The 19,237-nt window shown below is 72.9% G+C and carries 16 protein-coding genes; 8 read left to right on the top strand and 8 right to left on the bottom strand.

The genetic code is table 11. From position 1 onward, the window contains the following. The first annotated feature begins 165 nt into the window (after positions 1–165). A complete protein-coding gene (locus ACWDR0_RS26465) occupies positions 166–1,314 on the top strand; it encodes a phosphatase PAP2 family protein (RefSeq protein WP_456354269.1) in 1,149 nt (382 codons plus the stop codon). Here ACWDR0_RS26465 and ACWDR0_RS26460 read toward each other — a convergent pair. The 8 genes from ACWDR0_RS26460 to ACWDR0_RS26425 form a co-directional block, all read right to left on the bottom strand. Beyond that, on the bottom strand, positions 1,299–3,152 hold the full coding sequence (locus ACWDR0_RS26460; RefSeq protein WP_456354268.1) for a chitinase: 1,854 nt from the start codon (positions 3,150–3,152) through the stop codon (positions 1,299–1,301). The two genes, ACWDR0_RS26465 and ACWDR0_RS26460, sit on opposite strands and share 16 nt — an antisense overlap. Positions 3,153–3,457: 305 nt before the next feature. After that, complete coding sequence (locus ACWDR0_RS26455) at positions 3,458–3,967, bottom strand: hypothetical protein (RefSeq protein ID WP_456354267.1); 510 nt, start codon at positions 3,965–3,967, stop codon at positions 3,458–3,460. Between the two features lie 192 nt (positions 3,968–4,159). Beyond that, on the bottom strand, positions 4,160–5,614 hold the full coding sequence (locus ACWDR0_RS26450) for an NAD(P)/FAD-dependent oxidoreductase (RefSeq protein ID WP_456354284.1): 1,455 nt from the start codon (positions 5,612–5,614) through the stop codon (positions 4,160–4,162). A 38-nt stretch (positions 5,615–5,652) separates the two neighbouring features. Continuing rightward, positions 5,653–6,453 (bottom strand): ABC transporter permease, encoded by an 801-nt coding sequence (locus ACWDR0_RS26445; protein WP_456354283.1) that lies wholly within the window; start codon positions 6,451–6,453, stop codon positions 5,653–5,655. Positions 6,454–6,518: 65 nt separating this feature from the next. Further along, entirely contained in the window at positions 6,519–7,466 is a 948-nt protein-coding gene (locus ACWDR0_RS26440; RefSeq protein ID WP_456354266.1) for an ABC transporter permease, read from the bottom strand. Further along, the gene (locus tag ACWDR0_RS26435) at positions 7,463–8,647 is read right to left on the bottom strand and encodes an ABC transporter ATP-binding protein (RefSeq protein ID WP_456354265.1); all 1,185 of its coding nucleotides are present in this window, start codon (positions 8,645–8,647) and stop codon (positions 7,463–7,465) included. Before ACWDR0_RS26435 ends, ACWDR0_RS26440 begins: the two co-directional genes overlap by 4 nt. Before the next feature lie 208 nt (positions 8,648–8,855). Beyond that, complete coding sequence (locus ACWDR0_RS26430; protein WP_456354264.1) at positions 8,856–10,103, bottom strand: polyamine ABC transporter substrate-binding protein; 1,248 nt, start codon at positions 10,101–10,103, stop codon at positions 8,856–8,858. Between the two features lie 43 nt (positions 10,104–10,146). Then, positions 10,147–11,652 (bottom strand): gamma-aminobutyraldehyde dehydrogenase, encoded by a 1,506-nt coding sequence (locus ACWDR0_RS26425; RefSeq protein ID WP_456354263.1) that lies wholly within the window; start codon positions 11,650–11,652, stop codon positions 10,147–10,149. A gap of 278 nt (positions 11,653–11,930) precedes the next feature. Here ACWDR0_RS26425 and ACWDR0_RS26420 point away from each other — a divergent pair, with 278 nt between their 5' ends. The 7 genes from ACWDR0_RS26420 (at position 11,931) to ACWDR0_RS26390 (ending at position 19,008) form a co-directional block, all read left to right on the top strand. After that, positions 11,931–12,479, top strand: coding sequence for an NADAR family protein (locus ACWDR0_RS26420; protein WP_456354262.1), 549 nt, complete (start codon positions 11,931–11,933; stop codon positions 12,477–12,479). A 169-nt stretch (positions 12,480–12,648) separates the two neighbouring features. Continuing rightward, positions 12,649–13,683 carry an adenosine deaminase gene (locus ACWDR0_RS26415; RefSeq protein ID WP_456354261.1) on the top strand — a complete coding sequence of 345 codons (1,035 nt, stop codon included), beginning with the start codon at positions 12,649–12,651 and terminating at the stop codon, positions 13,681–13,683. Between the two features lie 25 nt (positions 13,684–13,708). Beyond that, positions 13,709–14,476: a glycerophosphodiester phosphodiesterase gene (locus ACWDR0_RS26410; protein ID WP_456354260.1), complete on the top strand. Its 768-nt coding sequence runs from the start codon at positions 13,709–13,711 to the stop codon at positions 14,474–14,476. A gap of 55 nt (positions 14,477–14,531) precedes the next feature. Further along, positions 14,532–15,365 (top strand): SAM-dependent methyltransferase, encoded by an 834-nt coding sequence (locus ACWDR0_RS26405; protein ID WP_456354259.1) that lies wholly within the window; start codon positions 14,532–14,534, stop codon positions 15,363–15,365. Positions 15,366–15,546: 181 nt separating this feature from the next. Beyond that, entirely contained in the window at positions 15,547–16,716 is a 1,170-nt protein-coding gene (locus ACWDR0_RS26400) for a sensor histidine kinase (protein WP_456354282.1), read from the top strand. Next, a complete protein-coding gene (locus ACWDR0_RS26395) occupies positions 16,713–17,429 on the top strand; it encodes a response regulator (protein ID WP_456354258.1) in 717 nt (238 codons plus the stop codon). Before ACWDR0_RS26400 ends, ACWDR0_RS26395 begins: the two co-directional genes overlap by 4 nt. 394 nt (positions 17,430–17,823) lie before the next feature. Next, a complete protein-coding gene (locus ACWDR0_RS26390) occupies positions 17,824–19,008 on the top strand; it encodes a serine hydrolase domain-containing protein (protein WP_456354257.1) in 1,185 nt (394 codons plus the stop codon). The last annotated feature ends 229 nt before the right edge of the window (positions 19,009–19,237 follow it).

Here is a 19,237-nt window from a genome sequence, read left to right as displayed (position 1 = left end):
CAGCGGCCGAAGGCCCTGGCGAGCCCCCCTCGCCAGGGCCTTCGCCGGTTCCGCGACGGCCTCGCCGAACGACCGGACGGTTACCGGCAGGGCCTGTGAAGAAGCTGTGGCGGGATCGCGATCCGCCTGTCCCCCGTCCGACCACTGCCGTACGGTTTCTGCAGGATGAGAGAAACACCCCGCCCGCGGTTCGCCGCGGGCGAGACCGGAACAGCGCCTCCCCAGCACTGTTCCTCGCGTGCCTTCGCGCACGGCACCGGAGCCCTGGGTTCCGGGACTCCTCACCGATCGGATGGCCGCTCGCCCCAAACCCCCCGGGGCGCGCGGCGGCCCGGTCCGGCCGGCTGTTTCGGAACTACCCCCCCTGTTCCGAGGCAGCCGGCATTTCCGTATCCGCCGGGCCGTACCGGCCTTTCCGGCGGGCCGCTGCGATGTACCGCGGCCATCGCCCTGCTGCTGCTCTTCGCCCTGGTCACCTGGCAGGTCGCCGCGGGCGGGCCCCTGCGCTCCCTCGACGAACGGATCTCCCGGGCCGTCACCGGGCACGGACCCCGGCCCGTCACCGAACTCCTCGCCGACCTGGGCAACCTCCAGGTCGCGCTGCCGGTGCTGGCCGTCGCACTGGGCTTCGCACTCCAGCGTGCGCGCGGCGCGCGCCGTGCCCGCCGGGCGGCATCCGGCGGGGCGCAGGCGACCGGGCCGGACCGGGTGACCGACGGAGACCGGGTGACCGACGGAGACCGGACGGCCGACGAGCGCCGGGTGACCGACGAGTGCCGGACGGCCGACGGGGTCCGGGTGACCGGCCGGGCGCCGGGGCACGTATCCGGCCCGGGATACACGTCCGGCCCGGGATACGCGGCGGCGCGCGCGGTCCTCGCCATCGCCGCCGTACCCGCCGCCGTCGTCCCGCTCAAGGCGCTCGTCGGCCGGCCCGGGCCGCTCACCGAGGCGACCGGCTACTACCCCTCGGGCCATGCGGCCACCGCACTGGTCGCGTTCGGCGTGGCCGCGCTGCTGCTCCGGCCCTTCCTGCCGCCCGCGGCCCGGGTATGGGCGATGCCCGCCGCCGGGATGCTGACCCTGGCGACGGGCATCGGTCTGGTGCTGCGCGGCTACCACTGGCCGCTGGACGTCATCGGCAGCTGGTGCCTGTTCGGTGCGCTGCTTCTGCTGCTGTTCCCGCCGGAACCGCCGGAACTGCCCGAACCGGCCGGGGTGCCCGAACGGGCCGGGCTGCCGGACCCGCCGGTACCGGCCGTCGGACCGGAACCGGCGGAACCCGGCGGTCCGCCGGATCAGCCCCAGCGGTAGGCGTCGAAGTTCCGCGAGAACTCGAACTGGTTGAAGCGGTCCCAGTTGATCGACCAGGACATCAGTCCGCGCAGCGCGGGCCAGGTGCCGTGGGTCTGGTACGAGCCGCAGTTGACCCGCTTGGTCAGGCAGTCGAGCGCCTTGTTGATCTCGGCGGGCGGGGTGTGGCCGTTGCCCGCCTGGGTGGACGCGGGCATACCGATGGCGAGCTGCTCGGGCCGCAGCGGCGGGAACATCCGTGCGGTGTTCCCGGCCACCGGGAAGCCGGTGAGCAGCATGTCGGTCATGGAGATATGGAAGTCCGCGTTCCCCATGGTGTGGTACTGGTTGTCGAGGCCCATGATCGGGCCCGAGTTGTAGTGCTGGACATGGAGCAGGGTGAGGTCGTCGCGCAGGGCGTGGATGACCGGCAGATAGGAGCCGGCCCGCGGGTCCTGGCCGCCCCAGGGGCCGGAGCCGTAGAACTGGTAGCCCAGCTGGACGAAGAAGGTCTCGGGCGCCATGGTGAGCACGAACTTCGGGCCGTACCGGGCCTTCAGCGTCTTGACCGCCGAGATCAGATTGACGATCACGGGGGTGGTCGGGGAGCGGAAGTCGGTGTCCCCGGTGTTCAGCGAGAGCGAGTGGCCCTCGAAGTCGATGTCGAGACCGTCGAGACCGTACTCGTCGATGATCCGGGAGACGGAGGTGACGAACGCGTCCCGGGCGGCGGTGGAGGCGAGCTGCACCTGGCCGTTCTGGCCGCCGATGGAGATCAGGACCTTCTTGCCCGCCGCCTGCTTGGCCTTGATGGCGGTCTTGAAGTCGGCGACCGACTCGACGTTCGGGCACTCCCGCACGGGGCAGAGGCTGAAGCGGATATCGCCGGAGGTGACGGAGGTGGGCTCGCCGAAGGCGAGGTTGATGACGTCCCAGGAGTCGGGGACATCGGCCATCCGGGTGTATCCGGAGCCGTTGGCGAAGCTGGCGTGCAGATAGCCGACGAGCGCGTGCGGCGGCAGCCCGCCGTCACCGCCCCCGCCGCTGGTGGTGGTCACCCGTACGGCGGCGGACCGCGGCGACTCGCCCGCGTTGTTGACGGCGGTGACCTCGAAGTCGTACGTGGTGGAGGGGGTCAGTCCGGTGACGTACGCGGAGGCCGAGGCGGAGGACGCGACTCGGTCGGCGCCCCGGTAGACGTGGTAGCCGGTGGCTCCGGAGACCGGGTTCCAGGCCAGCGGGACGGCGGTGGAGGTCGGTGAGCCGGCGGTCACGCCGGTGGGGGCGGTGGGGATCGTGACCGGTCCGCCGGAGGGGCCGAAGAGGGAGATGTCGTCGGCGTGGTAGGCGGGGGTGCCGTACCAGCCGTGGGTGTAGATGGTGACGGAGGTGGTGGCGGGGCCGGTGCGGAAGGTGGTGGAGAGCTTCTGCCAGGTGGCGGCCGCGGGGGTCCAGGTGGACACGTCCGTGGTGCCGGTGCCGGTGGCTCCGAGATAGACGTAGCCGCCCTGGACCCAGCCGCTGAGCGTGTAGAGGGAGCCCGGCTGGACGTTGACGGTCTGGCTGCACCGGGCGTTGTCGGAGCCCGCCGGGGTGCCCTTGAGGGCGGCGGCGCCCGTACGGACCGGGGCGGTGACGGTGCTGCCGCTGTTCGAGGTACAGCTCCAGTTGCTGAGCCCGGCCTCGAAGCCGCCGTTGACGGCGAGTTCGGCGTCGGCGGCGCGGGCGGTGGTCGTGGAGGTGACCAGGGCCGTGACCGTGAGGGCGGCCGCCGTGGTGGCGGCGAGGAATCTGCCGAGCCGGGAGCGGGCGCGGCGTCTGCTGCGGCTCCGGGTGGATCCGACGCGTGCGCGTACCACAACTGCCTCCAAGGAGTGGGGGGATGGAAGCGGGTCAGGGGAGGGCCAATTTGGTCCAGACCAATAGCCTTGTCAAGGCTTCCGGCACGAACAGCACGGGCGTCCGGCACGAACGGCACCAGGCTTCCGGGACGAACAGCGCGGGGTATCTGCCGCGAACAGCACGGAGCCTCCCGCGGAGCCCTGCATTCCGGACTACGGCCCGCGGCGTACACCGCGGGCCGGTCCCAACGCGCCTTCACTGTCACCGTTGCCGTCGCCCCCCGGCTCTCCGGCCCCGGCGTCCCCGACTTCCCCTCCCGGTCTCATCCGGCTCCCCCCGGGTCCGGCACCCGCCCCGGCCGTCGGACCGGGGTCTCCCCGCCGTCCCGGGCGAGCGCCGCCGCGGCCTCGTGCACCGCGAGTTCGAGCAGCGCCGGATCGGTCAGGGTGCCCGAGCCGTCCGGCGGCACCAGCCAGTGGATCCCGCCGCCGGTGACCCGGCCGGGATAGGGGACGACGATCCAGGTGCCTTGCCCGGCGCCGCGGATACCGGTGCCCACCCAGCGGGACGCGGTCCCGGGCGGTACGAAGAACCCCGTCCGGGCATCGCCGAAGTCGGCGAGTACGGGGCCGGGCCGGGCCGTCAGCCGGCCGAGGACGTCGAGGGCCGGGTGCCCCAGCTCGCCCGGGAGGATCAGTACGTCCCAGCGCCGCCCCGCGGGCAGCAGGGTCACGCCGAGCGGGTTCCGCTCCCACTCCCACCGGCAGGCGCCGGGGTCCGGTGCCACCGACACCAGCCACTCCACCGCCGTCCTGGCCTGTGAACCGGTCATCGCGCCGCCTTCCTCTCGTGTGCGCGGATGCTGCTTCACGAGGGAGAGGGGGCGGTGGCCCGGCTATGACGCGACTTCGGCTACCAATCGGTAGTGAACTGCGTCACCCGGGCCGCCACCGGTCGCGGGCCCACCGGCGGCCGGAAGGCAGGCAGGAAAGAAGGAGGGGCGAACGGCCGCCCCGTCGGGGCCTCAGCTGTCGAAGCCGAGCCCCAGCCGGTCCATCGTCCGCAGCCAGAGGTTGCGCCGCCCGCCGTTGGCGTCCGCCCGGGCCAGGGACCATTTGGTCAGCTCGATCCCGGCCCAGGCCACCGGCTCCGGCGGGAACGGCAGCGGTTTGGTGCGCACCATCTCCAGGGCGGTCCGCTCGGTCTCCTCCCCGGCGAGCAGGTCGAGCATCACCTCCGCGCCGAAGCGGGTGGCGCCGACCCCGAGGCCGGTGTACCCGGCCGCGTACGCCACCCGGCCGCCGTGCGCGGTGCCGTAGAACGCCGAGAACCGCGAGCAGGTGTCGATCGCGCCGCCCCAGGCGTGGCTGAAGCGGACGCCCTCCAGTTGCGGGAAGTACTGGAAGAAGTGCTCGGCGAGCCGGAGGTACGTCTCCGGCCGGTGGTCCATCTCGGCGCTGACCCGGCCGCCGAACGGATAGACCGCGTCGTAGCCGCCCCAGAGGATCCGGTGGTCGGCGGTGAGCCGGAAGTAGTGGAACTGGTTGGCGGTGTCGCCGAGTCCCTGGCGGCCGCGCCAGCCGATGGCGGCCAGTTGGTCCGCCGTCAGCGGTTCGGTGGTCAGCGCGTAGTCGTAGACCGGCACGGTGTACGGGCGTACCCGCTTGACCAGCGACGGGAAGACGTTGGTGCCGAGGGCGACATGGCGGGAGAAGATCCGGCCGTAGGGTGTGCGGACCGCCATCCGGGGGCCGGAGCGGGCGGGCGCGAGTTCCAGGCCGGGGGTGTTCTCGTAGATCCGTACGCCCGCCTCCAGACAGGCCCGCTTCAGTCCCCAGGCCAGCTTCGCGGGGTGGAGCATCGCCGTGCCGTGCCGGTCCAGCAGCCCGCCGAGGAAGAGCGGGGAGTCGACCTCGGCGCGCATCGCCGTGGCGTCCAGCAGTTCCAGTCCGTCCGCGCCGACGCCGTACCGCAGTGCCTCCTCGTGGGCCTGTGCCAGCTCCTCGACCTGGTAGGGCTCGGTGGCGACGTCGATGGAACCGGTGCGTTCGAAGTCGCAGTCGATGCCGTAACGGGCGACGGCCTCCTCGATGGCGTCGAGGTTGCGGGCGCCCAGCTCCTCCAGCTTCCGGATCTCGCCGGGCCAGCGGGCGATGCCGTTGCCGAGGCCGTGGGTGAGGGAGGCGGCGCAGAAGCCGCCGTTGCGGCCGGAGGCGGCCCAGCCCGCCTCCCGGCCCTCGATGAGGACGACGTCCCACTCCGGATCGCGTTCCTTGGCGATCAGCGCGGTCCACAGCCCGCTGTAGCCGCCGCCGACGACCAGCAGATCGCACTGTTCGTCGCCGGTGAGCGCGGGGCGGACGGCGGGCCGGTCCGGGTCGTCCAGCCAGTACGACTCGGGGCGGGCGTCCGCGAGGGACCGGGCGGCGCGGGCGGTGGCGGCACGGTCGCCGGGGGCGGACGGGGGTGTTGCGGTCATGGCGCGTGGGGCCATGGTTTCCACTCCTTCTGGGGGCGTCAGACGGACTTGCGCCGCCGGGAGGCGACGAGCTGGCCGATGACGACGATCAGTACGGCGATGACGAACATGGCCGTGCCGATGACGTTGATCTGGACGGGCGTACCGCGCTGGGCCGATCCCCAGACGAACATGGGGAAGGTGACGGTGTTGCCGGAGTTGAAGTTGGTGATGATGAAATCGTCGAAGGAGAGCGCGAAGGCGAGCAGTGCGCCGGCCGCGATACCGGGTGCCGCGATCGGCAGGGTCACCCGGAGGAAGGTCTGGACGGGTCCGGCGTAGAGGTCGCGGGCGGCTTCCTCCAGCCGGGGGTCCATCGAGAGCACCCGGGCCTTGACCGCGACGACCACGAAGCTCATGCAGAACATGATGTGGGCGATGAGCACGGTCAGGGCGCCCAGCTCGGCCCCCAGGTTGAGGAAGAGGGTGAGCAGCGAGGCCGCCATGACGACCTCGGGCATCGCCATCGGGAGGAAGATCAGCGAATTGACGGCGCCGCGGGCCCGGAAGCGGTAGCGGACCAGCGCGAAGGCGATCATCGTGCCCAGTGCGGTGGCGCCGAGGGTGGCGAAGAAGGCGATCCGCAGGGACAGCCCGAGGGAGCCGCAGAGGTCGGCGACCCCGCAGGGGTCCTGCCAGGCATCGGTGGAGAACTCCCGCCAGGAGTAGTTGAACTTCCCGGCGGGCTTGTTGAACGAGAACACCATCACGACGACGTTGGGCAGGATCAGATAGGCGAGGGTGGCCAGGCCCGCGAGGACCACGGCGTTCCGCCGCAGCCAGCCGCCGGCCGCCTTCAGCGGGCCCGCGCCGCCGGGTGCCTTCCGGGGGGCCGTACCGCCGCCCGCCGGCTTCGGGGAAGTCGTCACAGCAGGTCCTCCGTTCCGGCCCGCCTGATGTAGACCGAGACCATGATCAGCACAACGGCCATCAGCAGGAACGACAGCGCGGCCGCGGTCGGGTAGTCGAGCACTCTCAGGAACTGCGACTGGATGACGTTGCCGACCATCTTGGTGTCGGTGGAGCCGAGCAGTTCGGCGTTGATGTAGTCACCGCTGGCCGGGATGAAGGTGAGCAGGGTGCCGGAGACCACGCCCGGCAGCGAGAGCGGGAAGGTGACCTTCCGGAAAGTGCCGGCGGGGGTGGCGTAGAGGTCCCCTGCGGCCTCGTGGAGCCGGGTGTCGATCCGCTCCAGCGAGGTGTAGAGCGGCAGGATCATAAAGGGCAGGAAGTTGTACGTCAGACCGGTGACGACGGCGAGCGGGGTGGCGAGCACCCGGGAGCCGTCGGTCATGCCGAGCCAGTCGGTGACGGCGAGGAAGCCGACGGTGTCGAGGACGTCCACCACCGGCCCGCCGTCCGCGAGGATCGTCTTCCAGGCCAGGGTCCGGATCAGGAAGCTGGTGAAGAACGGCGCGATGACGAGGACCAGCAGCAGATTGCGCCAGCGGCCGGCCCGGAAGGCGATGAGATACGCCAGCGGGTAGCCGAGCAGCAGACAGAGCAGGGTGGCGGTGCCCGCGTAGAGCACCGAGCGCACGAAGTGCGGCCAGTACTCGCCGAGGGCGTCCCAGTAGGTGGCGAAGTGCCAGGTGACCCGGAAGCCCTCTTCGAGGGAGCCGGTCTGGACGGACGTCGACGCCTGGTAGACCAGCGGCAGGGCGAAGAAGACCAGCAGCCAGAGGATGCCGGGGAGCAGCAGCCAGTAGGGGACGAGCCGGCGGCGTACGGACGCCTTGTGGACGACGGGATCCCGGTCCGCGGCGGGGCCGTCCGGCGGTGCCCCGGCGGCGGCGGGCGCGGCGGCGGTCATCCGGCGGCCTCCGCGGTGTCGGCAGCATCCGCGGTGTCGACGGCGCCGGGGGCGCCCTCGTCGATGGCGCGGTCCGCTTCGAGCCCGAAGGTGAAGTCGGGGTTCCAGTGCAGGACGACCTCGGCGCCGGGGGTGAGACGGGTGTCGCGTTCGATGTTCTGGACGTAGACCTCCAGGGTGCCGCCCGCGGGGCTGTCGACGATGTACTGGGTGGAGACCCCGATGAACCCGGCGGCCCGGATGGTTCCGGTGAAACGATTCCGCGAACCGTCGACCGAGGCCGCGTCATCGGCGTGGACCAGGGACATCTTCTCCGGCCGGACTCCGACCAGCAGCTTCTCCCCCACGGCCGGGGTTCCGGCGCAGCGGTCGGCGGGGAGCCGGAGCGCGGTGCCCGCGGCGGTGACGGCGACCTCGCCGCCGGAGGCCGAGACGACGGTGGCCTCGATCAGGTTGGAGCTGCCGAGGAAGTTGGCGACGAAGGTGGTGCGCGGCAGTTCGTACAGCTCGGCGGGGGCGCCGAGCTGCTCGACCCGGCCGCCGTTCATCACCGCGACCGTGTCGGCCATGGTCATGGCCTCCTCCTGGTCGTGGGTGACATGGATGAAGGTGATGCCGACCTCGGTCTGGATCCGCTTCAGCTCCAGTTGCATCTGGCGGCGGAGCTTGAGGTCCAGGGCGCCCAGCGGTTCGTCGAGGAGGAGGACCTGGGGGTGGTTGATCAGGGCCCGGGCGACGGCCACCCGCTGCTGCTGGCCGCCGGAGAGCTGGTGCGGCCTGCGGCTCGCGAAGTCGCCGAGCTGGACCAGTTCCAGCATCTCGCCGACCTGCTTCTTCACCGAGCGGATACCGCGGCGGCGGAGACCGAAGGCGATGTTCTCGAAGATCGTCAGATGCGGGAAGAGGGCATAGCTCTGGAAGACGGTGTTGACCGGGCGCTTGTGCGGCGGGAGTCCGGTGACGTCCCGGTCGCCGAGCCGGATGGTGCCGGTGGAGGGGTCCTCCAGTCCGGCGATCATCCGCAGGGTGGTGGTCTTTCCGCAGCCGGAGGCGCCGAGGAGGGCGAAGAAGGAGCCGTGCGGCACGGTGAGGTCGAGGGGGTGGACGGCCTGGAAGGAGCCGTACGCCTTGCTGATCCCGGTCAGGCGTACATCGCCGCCGGTGGTGTCGGTGTCTGTCATGGGTCGCGGTCCCAGGGGTCGTCGGAGAGGGGTGGTACGGGCCGAGGGTGTTCGCCGGACCGGGGTACGGGCGCCGGGGAGCGGGCCGGGCCGGTCGCGGATGCCCGTACGGTGCCGGGCCGGGCGGCCGGGGGCGGGGGCCGTTCCCCGCGGCGGGCCGGGTGTCCCGGGCGACTCGGGTGCCCCGGGCGCCTCGGCTGCTGCTGCCTCAGGCGCCGATGAGCTTGGCGAACTTCTCCTCGTACGCCTTCTCCTCCTCGCTGCTGAGCGAGCGGAAGGCATGGGACCTGGCCGCCATGGCCTTGTCCGGGACGATCAGGGTGTTCCCGGCGAGCGCCGGGTCGATCTTCGCCAGCTCGGGGCCGACGCCCTCGACCGGGCAGACGTAGTTGATGTACGCGGCGAGCCGGGCGGCGACCGGGCGCTCGTAGTAGTAGTCGATCAGCCGGGTGGCGTTGGCCCGGTGCCGGGCACCCGCCGGGACCAGCAGATTGTCGGTGGAGGTGATGTAGCCGGCGGCGGGGATGGCGAAGCGGATGTCCGGGTTGTCGGCCTGGAGCTGGATGACGTCACCGGCCCACGCGACACAGGCGGCGAGATCGCCCTTGGACAGGTCGGCGGTGTAGTCGTTGCCGTGGAAGCGCCGGATCTGCTTCCGGTCGACGCCCTTCTGGAGCCGTCCGACGGCGGCGTCGTAGTCGGCGTCGGTGAAGCTCCCGGGCTTCTTGCCGAGGTCGAGCAGGGTCATGCCGATGGTGTCGCGCATCTCGGTGAGAAAGCCGACCCGGCCCTTGAGCGCGGGGTCGTCGAGCAGCTGGCTGACCGAGTCGACCTTCTTCCCGCCGGTCGCCTTCGCGTTGTAGGCGATGACGGTGGAGATACCGGTCCAGGGGTACGAGTGGGCCCGGCCCGGGTCCCAGTCGGGGCGGCGGAACTGCGGGGAGAGGTTGGCGTAGGCGTTCGGCAGCAGCGACGGGTCCAGTTTCTGCACCCAGCCGAGCCGGATCATCCGGGCGGCCAGCCAGTCCGTGACGTTGATCAGATCGCGGCCGGTCTCCTGGCCGGCGGCGAGCTGCGGCTGGATCTTGCCGAAGAACTCGACGTTGTCGTTGATGTCCTCGGTGTACTTGACCTTGATCCCGGTACGGCGGGTGAAGGCGTCGAGGGTGGGCCGGGACTTCTTGTCGTCGCCGATGTCCATGTACTCGGTCCAGTTGGAGAAGACGACGGTCTTCTCCTTCGCCGAGCGGTCGTCGGTGTCCTCTGCCCCGCCCTCGCGCTTGGCGGGCGGGATACCGCAGGCGCCGAGGGCCGCGGCGCCGCCCGCGGTGAGCACTCCGGCGCCCAGTGCCCGGAGCGTCGAGCGCCGGGTCAGGGCGCCCCGGCCGCTGGTGAGCGTGCGCCGTATCGCCGCCAGTTGAGGGGCGGACAGGCCCTCGGGCTCGTGGTGTTCCATACGCTGTGCCCTTTCCCAGTGGTACCGCCGGGCGGCGGCCCGGCTATCTGTCCCCGAAGACCGTGCGGTGCCAGTCCTTCGCGGCGACCGCGGTGTTGTCGAACATGACGTGTTTGACCTGCGTGTACTCCTCGAAGGAGTACGACGACATGTCCTTGCCGAAGCCGGAGGCCCGGAAGCCGCCGTGCGGCATTTCGCTGATGATCGGGATGTGGTCGTTGATCCAGACGCAGCCCGCCTTGATTTCCCGGGTGGCCCGGTTCGCGCGGAAGACATCGCGGGTCCAGGCGGAGGCGGCGAGCCCGTAAGGGGTGTCGTTGGCGAGGGCGATGCCCTCGTCGTCGGAGTCGAAGGGCAGGATCGCCAGCACCGGGCCGAAGATCTCGGACTGGACGATCTCGCTGTCCTGGGCCGCGTCGGCGATCAGCGTCGGCAGATAGAAGGCGCCGTCGTTCTTGGGCGCCCGGCCGCCGGTGACCACGGTGGCATAGCCCCGGGCCCGCTCCACGAAGTCCGCGACCCGGTCGCGCTGGGCATGGGAGACCAGCGGCCCGAGATCGGTCGCGGGGTCGAAGGGATCACCGAGGCGTACGGTGCCCATGGTGTCGGCGATTCCCTCGCGTACCCGCTCGTACAGCGGGCGCTGGACATAGACGCGGGTCGCGGCGGTGCAGTCCTGGCCGGAGTTGATCAGTGCCCCGGCGACGGCGCCCTGGACCGCGGCCTCGGGGTCGGCGTCGTCGAAGACGACGAACGGGGCCTTGCCGCCCAGCTCCAGGTGGAGCCGCTTGACGGAGGCGGTGGCGAGCGCCGCGACCCGCTTGCCGACGGCGGTGGAGCCGGTGAAGGAGACCATGGCGACGTCGGGATGGCTCACCAGATGCTCCCCGGCGTCCCGGCCGGCCCCGGAGATCACATTGACGACGCCCGCGGGGATCCCCGCGTCGGTGGCCGCCTGGGCGAACATCAGCGAGGTCAGCGGGGTGATCTCGGCGGGCTTGAGCACCACGGTGTTGCCCGCGGCGATCGCCGGGAGGATCTTCCACGCGGCCATCTGGAGGGGATAGTTCCAGGGGGCGATCGAGCCGACGACCCCGATGGGCTCGCGGCGGACGTACGAGGTGTGGTCCCCGCTGTACTCGCCGGCCGCCTGGCCCTGGAGATGGCGGGCGGCGCCGGCGAAGAAGGCCGTGTTGTCGATGGTGCCGGGCACGTCGAACTCGGTGCAGAGCTTGATGGGCTTGCCGCACTGGAGGGACTCCACCCGGGCGAAGTCGCCCGCCCGCTCGGCGAGTACCGCGGCGAAGCGGTGCAGCGCCTCGGAGCGTTCGGCGGGGGACGCGCCCGCCCAGCCCGGCAGCGCGCCCCGCGCGGCGGCCACGGCCGCGTCGACGTCGGCGGGCCCGGCCAGCCCGTAGCGGTGGACGGTGTCCCCGCTGGCCGGGTCCACGATCTGCTGGGTACGCCCTGAGCTGCCGGGCCCGGGCTGCCCGCCGATGAACTGCGCGCCGTCCGCGAAGCGGTCCAGCACCTGGAATCGGTTACCCATGACGCTCTCCGTAAGTCCCGGCCCGAATGCCGTCGAGTGAATACCGTCGTATGTCGCTGGCGTGCAATTGCACGCGCTCCGTCCGCCGTTGTCCACTCCATCACCGCTCGAATGTGGAACAAGCGGGAGGTGAGTGCCGATCCTGACAGAGCCATACGTCGCCAACAAGGGATTCCGTAGTTGCCTTTTGATTACGCGACGGAATCGGTCGACCATGTGTCGTGTCGTGCGCGTAATACCGCTACGGAATGTCCGTGGCGGCTGCCAGACTTGCGTGCATGGACAGGGATGAACTGATCGCGCAGGTCAGGGCGGGTGACCGCGTCAAGTACGTGTTCTTCTGGGGAGCCGTGCCGCGCCCCGACGGACAGGTGTCGGCGAGTTGCCTCAGCCAGTGGTGGCACTCACCCTTCGTGGTCGACGGTGAGCGCTACGCGACCGCCGAACACTGGATGATGGCGTCGAAGGCCCGGCTCTTCGGAGATCCGGAGGCCGAGCGGATGGCACTGGAGGCCACGCACCCGGCGGAAGCGAAGCGGGCCGGCGGGCTGGTGCGCGGTTTCGACGAGCAGGTGTGGCGGCGCGAGCGCTCCGGAATCGTCCGGACGGGCAATGTGCACAAGTTCGCCCAGCACCCCGGGCTGCGGGACTTCCTGCTGGGCACGGGCGACCGGGTGCTGGTCGAGGCGAGCCCCAAGGACCGGATCTGGGGCATCGGGCTCACCGCCGACGACGAGCGCGCGGCGGACCCGCTGCGCTGGCGCGGGCTCAACCTCCTCGGCTTCGCGCTGATGGCGGCCCGGGAGGAGCTGCGGGCGGCGGCCTGACGGCCGGGGGCGGGACCTGCCCCGGGCGGCGCGGACCGCGGCCCGGCGGTCCGCGCCCGGCGATCATCACGCCCTTCGGACGCGACTCGCGTCCGTCCCCGGCCTACGATGAACCGGGCTCCGCCGGAGCCGTACCACCGATCAGCCGATCACAGGAGAGAAAGCGCCGATGTCCGATCTGCGCCCGTTCATCGCCGGGCTCCCCAAAGCCGAGCTGCACGTCCACCACGTCGGCTCCGCCTCACCGCGCATCGTCGCCGAACTCTCCGGCCGCCACCCCGGCTCCCGGGTCCCCACCGACCCGGCGGCCCTCGCCGAGTACTTCACCTTCACCGACTTCGCGCACTTCATCGACGTCTATCTCTCCGTCGTCGACCTGGTCCGCACCCCCGAGGACGTCCGGCTGCTGACCTTCGAGGTCGCCCGGGACATGGCCCGGCAGAACATCCGCTACGCCGAGCTGACGATCACCCCCTTCAGCTCGGTCCGCCGCGGTATCGACGAGAAGGCCTTCATGGCGGCCATCGAGGACGCCAGGACCGCCGCCGAGGCCGAGCTGGGCGTGGTGCTGCGCTGGTGCTTCGACATCCCCGGCGAGGCCGGTCTGGAGGCGGCCGAGCTGACCACCCGGCTCGCGGTGGACCTGCGGCCCGAGGGGCTGGTCTCCTTCGGTCTCGGCGGCCCGGAGATCGGGGTGCCCCGGCCCCAGTTCAAGCCCTACTTCGACCGGGCGGTCGCGGCCGGGCTGCGGTCGGTGCCGCACGCGGGCGAGACGACCGGCCCGCAGACCGTCTGGGACGCCCTGACCGAGCTGGGCGCCGAGCGCATCGGCCACGGCACCAGCGCGGTCCAGGACCCGCGGCTGGTCGCCCATCTCGCCGAGCACCGCATTCCGGTCGAGGTCTGCCCCACCTCGAACCTCGCCACCCGGGCCGTGACCGATATCGAGCGCCACCCGATCCGGCAGCTGGCCGAGGCCGGGGTACTGGTCACGGTCAACAGCGACGACCCGCCGATGTTCGGCACCGACCTCAACTCCGAGTACGCGGTGGCCGCCCGTCTCCTCGGACTCGACGAGCGCGGTGTCGCGGACCTGGCGAAGAACGCGGTGGCGGCGAGCTTCCTCGACGAGGCCGGCAAGGCCCGGATCGCCGGGGAGATCGACGCCTACACCACCGCCTGGCTCGCGGCCCCCCGCGGCTGACGGACGGGAAGGGCACGACCCACCGATGACGACGAGCACCCGGCCGCCGGGTACCGCGCACGAGGGGCGGCGGCGCACCGTGGCCGCCGTCGCCCACCGGGGCGACCCGTACCGCGTCCGCGAGAACACCCTCGCCTCGCTCCGCTCCGCCCTGGCCCACGGGGCGGACGCCGTGGAGATCGACGTGCGGCTCACCGCGGACGGGGTGCCGGTGCTGCTGCACGACGCCACGCTGAAACGCCTCTGGCGGCAGGACGTCCCGCTGGCCCGGCTGAGCCGGGCCCGGGTCGCCGGACTGACCGGCGGCGGGGTCCCCGAGCTGGCCGAGGCGCTGGAGGTGCTCGGCGCGGACGGCGGTGCCCGGGTAATGCTGGACCTGCCGGGCGCCGACCGCGCCGCGGTGCGCGCGGTGGTCGGCACCGTACGCGAGTGCGGCGCGGCCGGGCGGGTGTACTACTGCGCGGGCCCGGTGACGATGCTGGCGGTCCGGGAGGCGGATCCGGCCGCGGAGATCGCCCTCACCTGGACCTCGCTGGCCCCGCCCCGGCGGGTGCTGCTGGACGCCCTCCGGCCCCGGACCCTGAACTACCGCTTCGGGCTGGTGAGCCGGGCGCTGGCGGACCGGGTCCATGCGGACGGGCTGCTGGTCTCGGCGTGGACCGCGGACACCCGCCGTACGATGCGGCGGCTGGTGGCGGCGGGCGTGGACTCGGTCACCACCAACCGGGTCGCGGTGCTGCGGTCGGTCCTGGACGGCCCGCCGCCGGACACCGGGGGCCGCCCGGCGCGATGAGCACCGCCCCGTACCCGGAGCGCACGGCCCCGTACCGGAAACAGTGAGGAGCGCAATGAGCCCGGAGGAGAGCCCCCGGATCCCGCACAACCCTTTCGGCGACCAGCGGATCCGTACCGATGTGGCACATAACGCCCGGGTGTGGAACCACTGGCTGGGCGGCAAGGACAACTATCCCGTCGACCGCGAGGTCGGCGACCGGGTCACCGGCCTCTATCCGAGCATCGGCGAGGTCGCCCGCGCCGACCGGGCGTTCCTCGGCCGGGCGGTGACCTTTCTGACCGCCGAGGCCGGTATCCGCCAGTTCCTCGACATCGGTACGGGGCTGCCGACGGCCAACAACACCCACGAGGTCGCCCAGGGCATCGCCCCGGACTCCCGGATCGTGTACGTCGACAACGACCCGATCGTGCTGACGCACGCCCGGGCCCTGCTGACCTCCTCGCCCGAGGGCCGTACGGAGTATCTGGACGCGGACGCCCACGATCCGCATTCCATCGTGGGCGCGATGCGCCCGACGCTCGACCCGGACCGGCCGATCGCCGTGATCATGCTGGGGATCCTGAACTTCGTGCTGGACACGGAGGTGGCCCGCGATGTCGTACGGACCCTGATGGACGCGGTGCCGCCGGGCAGCCATCTCGTCCTCACCCATCCGACGCTGGAGCTGGGCGGCGAGGGCAACAAGGAGGCGATGGCCTTCTGGAACGAGAACGCGACTCCGCCCATCAGGGCCCGTACGGGCGCCGAGATCACCTCGTTCTTCGACGGTCTGGAGCTTCTGGAGCCCGGGATGGTCTCCTGCTCCCGCTGGCGTCCGCGGCCGGCCGCAGACGGATCGCTGCCGCCGGTCGTCGCGCAGTACGGCGCGGTCGGCCGCAAGCCCTGACGACGGAAGGGGGCCGGGGGGGGTGGGTACGGAGCGGGCTGGGCGGCGGGGGCGTCTCCCCTTCCCCGTGCGGGGCTTCCCGGTACGGGGCTTCCCGGTACGGGGCTTCCCGGTACGGGGCTTCCCGGCGCGGGGCTTCCCGGCGCGGGCCGCTGCGGACGGCGGTCCGGGCCACCGGACCGTGGACGCGGCCGTGGTGCTGCTGGTGATGGCGGCGACGACGATCCCGTTCGTCGTCCCGCGCGCGCCGCACCTGCCGGACGCGACCTGGCCGGCGTATCTGGTCACCCTGCTGACGGCGGTTCCCCTGCTGTGGCGGCGCCGGTCCCCGGCCGGGGCGCTGGCCGGGGTGTTCGCGGCGAGCGCGGGGTACGGCGCCGCTTTCGACGGGCCCGGCCAGCCGCTGCCGTACGCCGCGCTGGTCGCCCTCTACACGGTGGCCGCGCTCTGTCCGCCCCGGGTGCGCCTGGGGACCGCGGCGGCCGCCGCGGCGGCCGCCGTGTTCTCGGTCGCGGTGCTGCGCGGCGGGGACCTCCGGGAGCTGCTGTTCACGCTGTTCGTGCTCGGCGCCGCGTTCGTCTTCGGCCGGTTCACGGACACCCGGCGGGCGTATCTGGCGGCGGTGGAGGACCGGGCGGCGCAGCTGGAGCGGGCCAACCGCATCGAGGCGGAGCAGGCGGCCGCCCGGGAGCGGGCCAGGATCGCCCGCGAGATGCACGACGTCCTCTCCCACGCGGTGAGCCTGATGGTCGTCCAGGCCGAGGCGGGTCCGGTGGTGGTCCGTACGGCTCCGGAGCGCGCCGAGGCGGCGTTCGACGCCATCTCGGAGGCCGGGCGGGACGCGATGGACCAGCTGCGGCGGATGCTGGGGGTGCTCAGGGACGGTACGGACACCGGGGCCGGGGGTGCGCCGCGGGCGCCCGGGCCCGGCGCGGACGGGCTGGCGGAGCTGGTGGCGCGGGTGCGGGAGAGCGGTCTGGACGTGTCGTACCGGACGGACGGTACGGACAGTGCGGACGGTACGGTTCCGGGGCTGCCCGCGGCGGTCGGGGCGACGGTGTACCGGGTGGTGCAGGAGGCCCTGACGAATACGGTCCGCCACGCGGACGCGCGCACGGCCGCCGTGGAACTGTCCGCCCGGGGCGGGCTGCTGACGGTGCGGGTCACCGACGACGGCCGCGGTCCGGCCGGTCCGCGGCCCGGCGGGGGCGGCGGGCACGGGCTGGCCGGGATCAGGGAGCGGGCGGCGGCCCACGGCGGCACGGCCCGGACCGGTGCCGGGCCCGGCGGGCGGGGTTTCGAGGTACGGGTGCGGCTGCCGCTGCGCCCGGGGGAAGGGGGGCCGGGGTGACGATCAGGGTGGTGGTCGCCGACGACCAGGAGCTGGTGCGCAGCGGGTTCGCGATGATCCTGGACGCCCAGCCGGATATCGAGGTGGTCGCGGAGGCGGGCGACGGCGCGGCCGCGGTGGCGGCGGTCCGGGAGCGCGGCGGGGACGTGGCGCTGCTGGACGTCCGGATGCCGGGTACCGACGGGACCGCCGCCTGCCGGGAGATCGTCGCGGGCACGGGGTGCCGGGTGGTGATGCTGACGACGTTCGACTCGGACGAGTACGTGTACGAGGCGCTGCACGCGGGTGCGAGCGGCTTTCTGCTGAAGGACGTACGGCGGGACGATCTGGTGCATGCGGTAAGGGTGGTGCACGCGGGTGATGCGCTGCTGGCGCCCCCGGTGGCGCGCCGTCTGGTGGAGGCGTACACCCGGCCGCCGGAGCGTCCCGCGCCCGGCCCTGATCCGGAACCGCCGGGGTCGCCGGGGTCGCCTTCGGGCTCTCCGCTGTCGGTGCTGACCGCCCGGGAGCGGGAGACGCTGCTGTTGCTGGCCCGGGGGCTGTCGAACGCGGAGATCGCCCGGCGGCTGGTGGTCAGTGATCACACGGTGAAGACGCATGTGGGGAACGTGCTGGCGAAGCTGGGCCTGCGGGACCGGGTGCAGGCGGTGATCCGGGCGTACGAGTCGGGCCTGGTCCGGGCCGGCGAACCGGACGTTTCCGCGGGCGGCTGAGCGGCCCGGGCGCCGCTCCGGGGCGGCGGGCCGTCCTCCGCCGGGCGGGACCGGGCCCGCCGCCCGCCCCCTCCGGGAGCGCCACTCCCCCGCGCGGGGGAGCCGCCGCCGTACGGTCTCCCCCGCACGGGTGAGCCGGGTCCCCCGGCGGCCCGGCGGATTTCCCCCGTACCGGGGATCCGGGCGAACGCCCTGGTCAGCAGGATGGTTACGGGCCGTGGCAGTGCGGTCCGGAGTCCGGGAGCCGTCCATGAACCTGAACCCTGTCAGTCCGCCGAGTCCACCGGGTCCGACCGGCCTGTCCGGCCCGTCCGGTCCATCCGGTCCGTCCCGTCGGCCGGGTCCACCGGGCCGTCGGCGCGGGCGGGCCGGCCGCCGGTCCGTACTCGCCGCGGTGCTCGCTTTCGCGGCCGTGAGCGGTACGGCGGGCGCCGCGCCCCCGGGCCCGGCGCACACCCCGGCCGCGGCCGCGGTTCCGGCCGGTGGCACGCCGCCCGATGCGGCCGCCCTGGCGGCGGCGCTCCGCGGTCTTCCGGCGGCGCATACGACGGCGGCGCTGGTCCGGGTCGGTGGGCGGGACGGGGCGTGGCACGGCAGTGCGGGGGTCCGGGACCTGGTGAGCGGCCGGCCCGCCGATCCCGGGGGCCGGTTCCGGGCCGGTTCGGTGACGAAGGTGTTCGTGGCGGCGGTGGTGCTCCAGCTGGCCGGGGAGGGCCGGATCGGGCTGGACACCCCGGTCCGCTCCTATCTGCCGGAGCTGATCCCCGCGGCGTACGGTTCGGTGACGGTACGCCGGCTGCTGGACCATACCCATGGCATCCCCGCCGCCGGGGGCGGGCCGGCGACCGTGGAGGAGGCGTATGCGCGCCGCTTCGAGAGCCGGGACCCCCGGGAGACGGTGCGCCGGGCGGTGGCGCAGCGGCCGGAGTTCGCCCCGGGCAGCCGGCAGAAGTACCACAACATCGGTTACACGGTTGCCGGTCTGCTGATCGAGCGGGTCACCGGAGAGAGTTATGAGCGGCAGGTCGAGCGGCGGATCATACGGCCGCTGGGGCTGCGGGACACCTATCTCCCGGGGGACGACGCCCGGATCAGGGGGCCGCACAACCGGGGCTACCAGGTGCTGCGGACCGGGCCGGGGCAGACGCCGGAGCTGCGGGACGTGACCTTGTGGAACCCGTCGGAGAGCTGGGCGGCGGGTGATCTGATCTCGACGGCGCCCGATCTGGAGCGGTTTCTGGTGGCGCTGTTCCGGGGCCGGGTGGTGCGGGGGCCGCTGCTGGCGGAGATGTTCACCGTCCCGGAGGTGCCGGACCATACGACCTGCGCGCCCGCGGCGTTCAGTGCGGGACTCTCGGTGGTCCGGGCGGGCGGACGGGAGGTGTGGGGGAAGACCGGCGGCCGGTACGGCTACGGCACGGTGGTCGCGGCGACCCGGGACCTGTCGCGGACGCTGGTGCAGAGCGTGAACGCGACGGACGCGAAGTCGGCGGGCCGGAACCCGGTCTCCGACGGTCTGGTGTTCGCGGCGTTCGGCAGACCCGAGGTGCCGCAGGCCGGGGAATGTCCGGCCCCCTGACGGCCCCGGCACGGCCCGGACTCGCGGTCCGGACCCGCGGCCCGGCCTCCGGAAGGCCACCCATTGCCGCCCGGCACACCGGAAGAGGGCCGGTACGCCGGAGGGGGCGCGGGCCGGTTGCCGGAGGCCGACGAGGATGTCGTACGCCGCCTCACGGACATCGGCTACCCGGCCCGCGCCGCGGCATCCGGCCGGTGACCCGGCGGAGCCCGCCGTGGGCGCGGCTGAC

The organism is Streptomyces sp. NPDC003691 (assembly GCF_053981115.1).
This window is presented reverse-complemented; position numbering and strand designations above follow the sequence as displayed.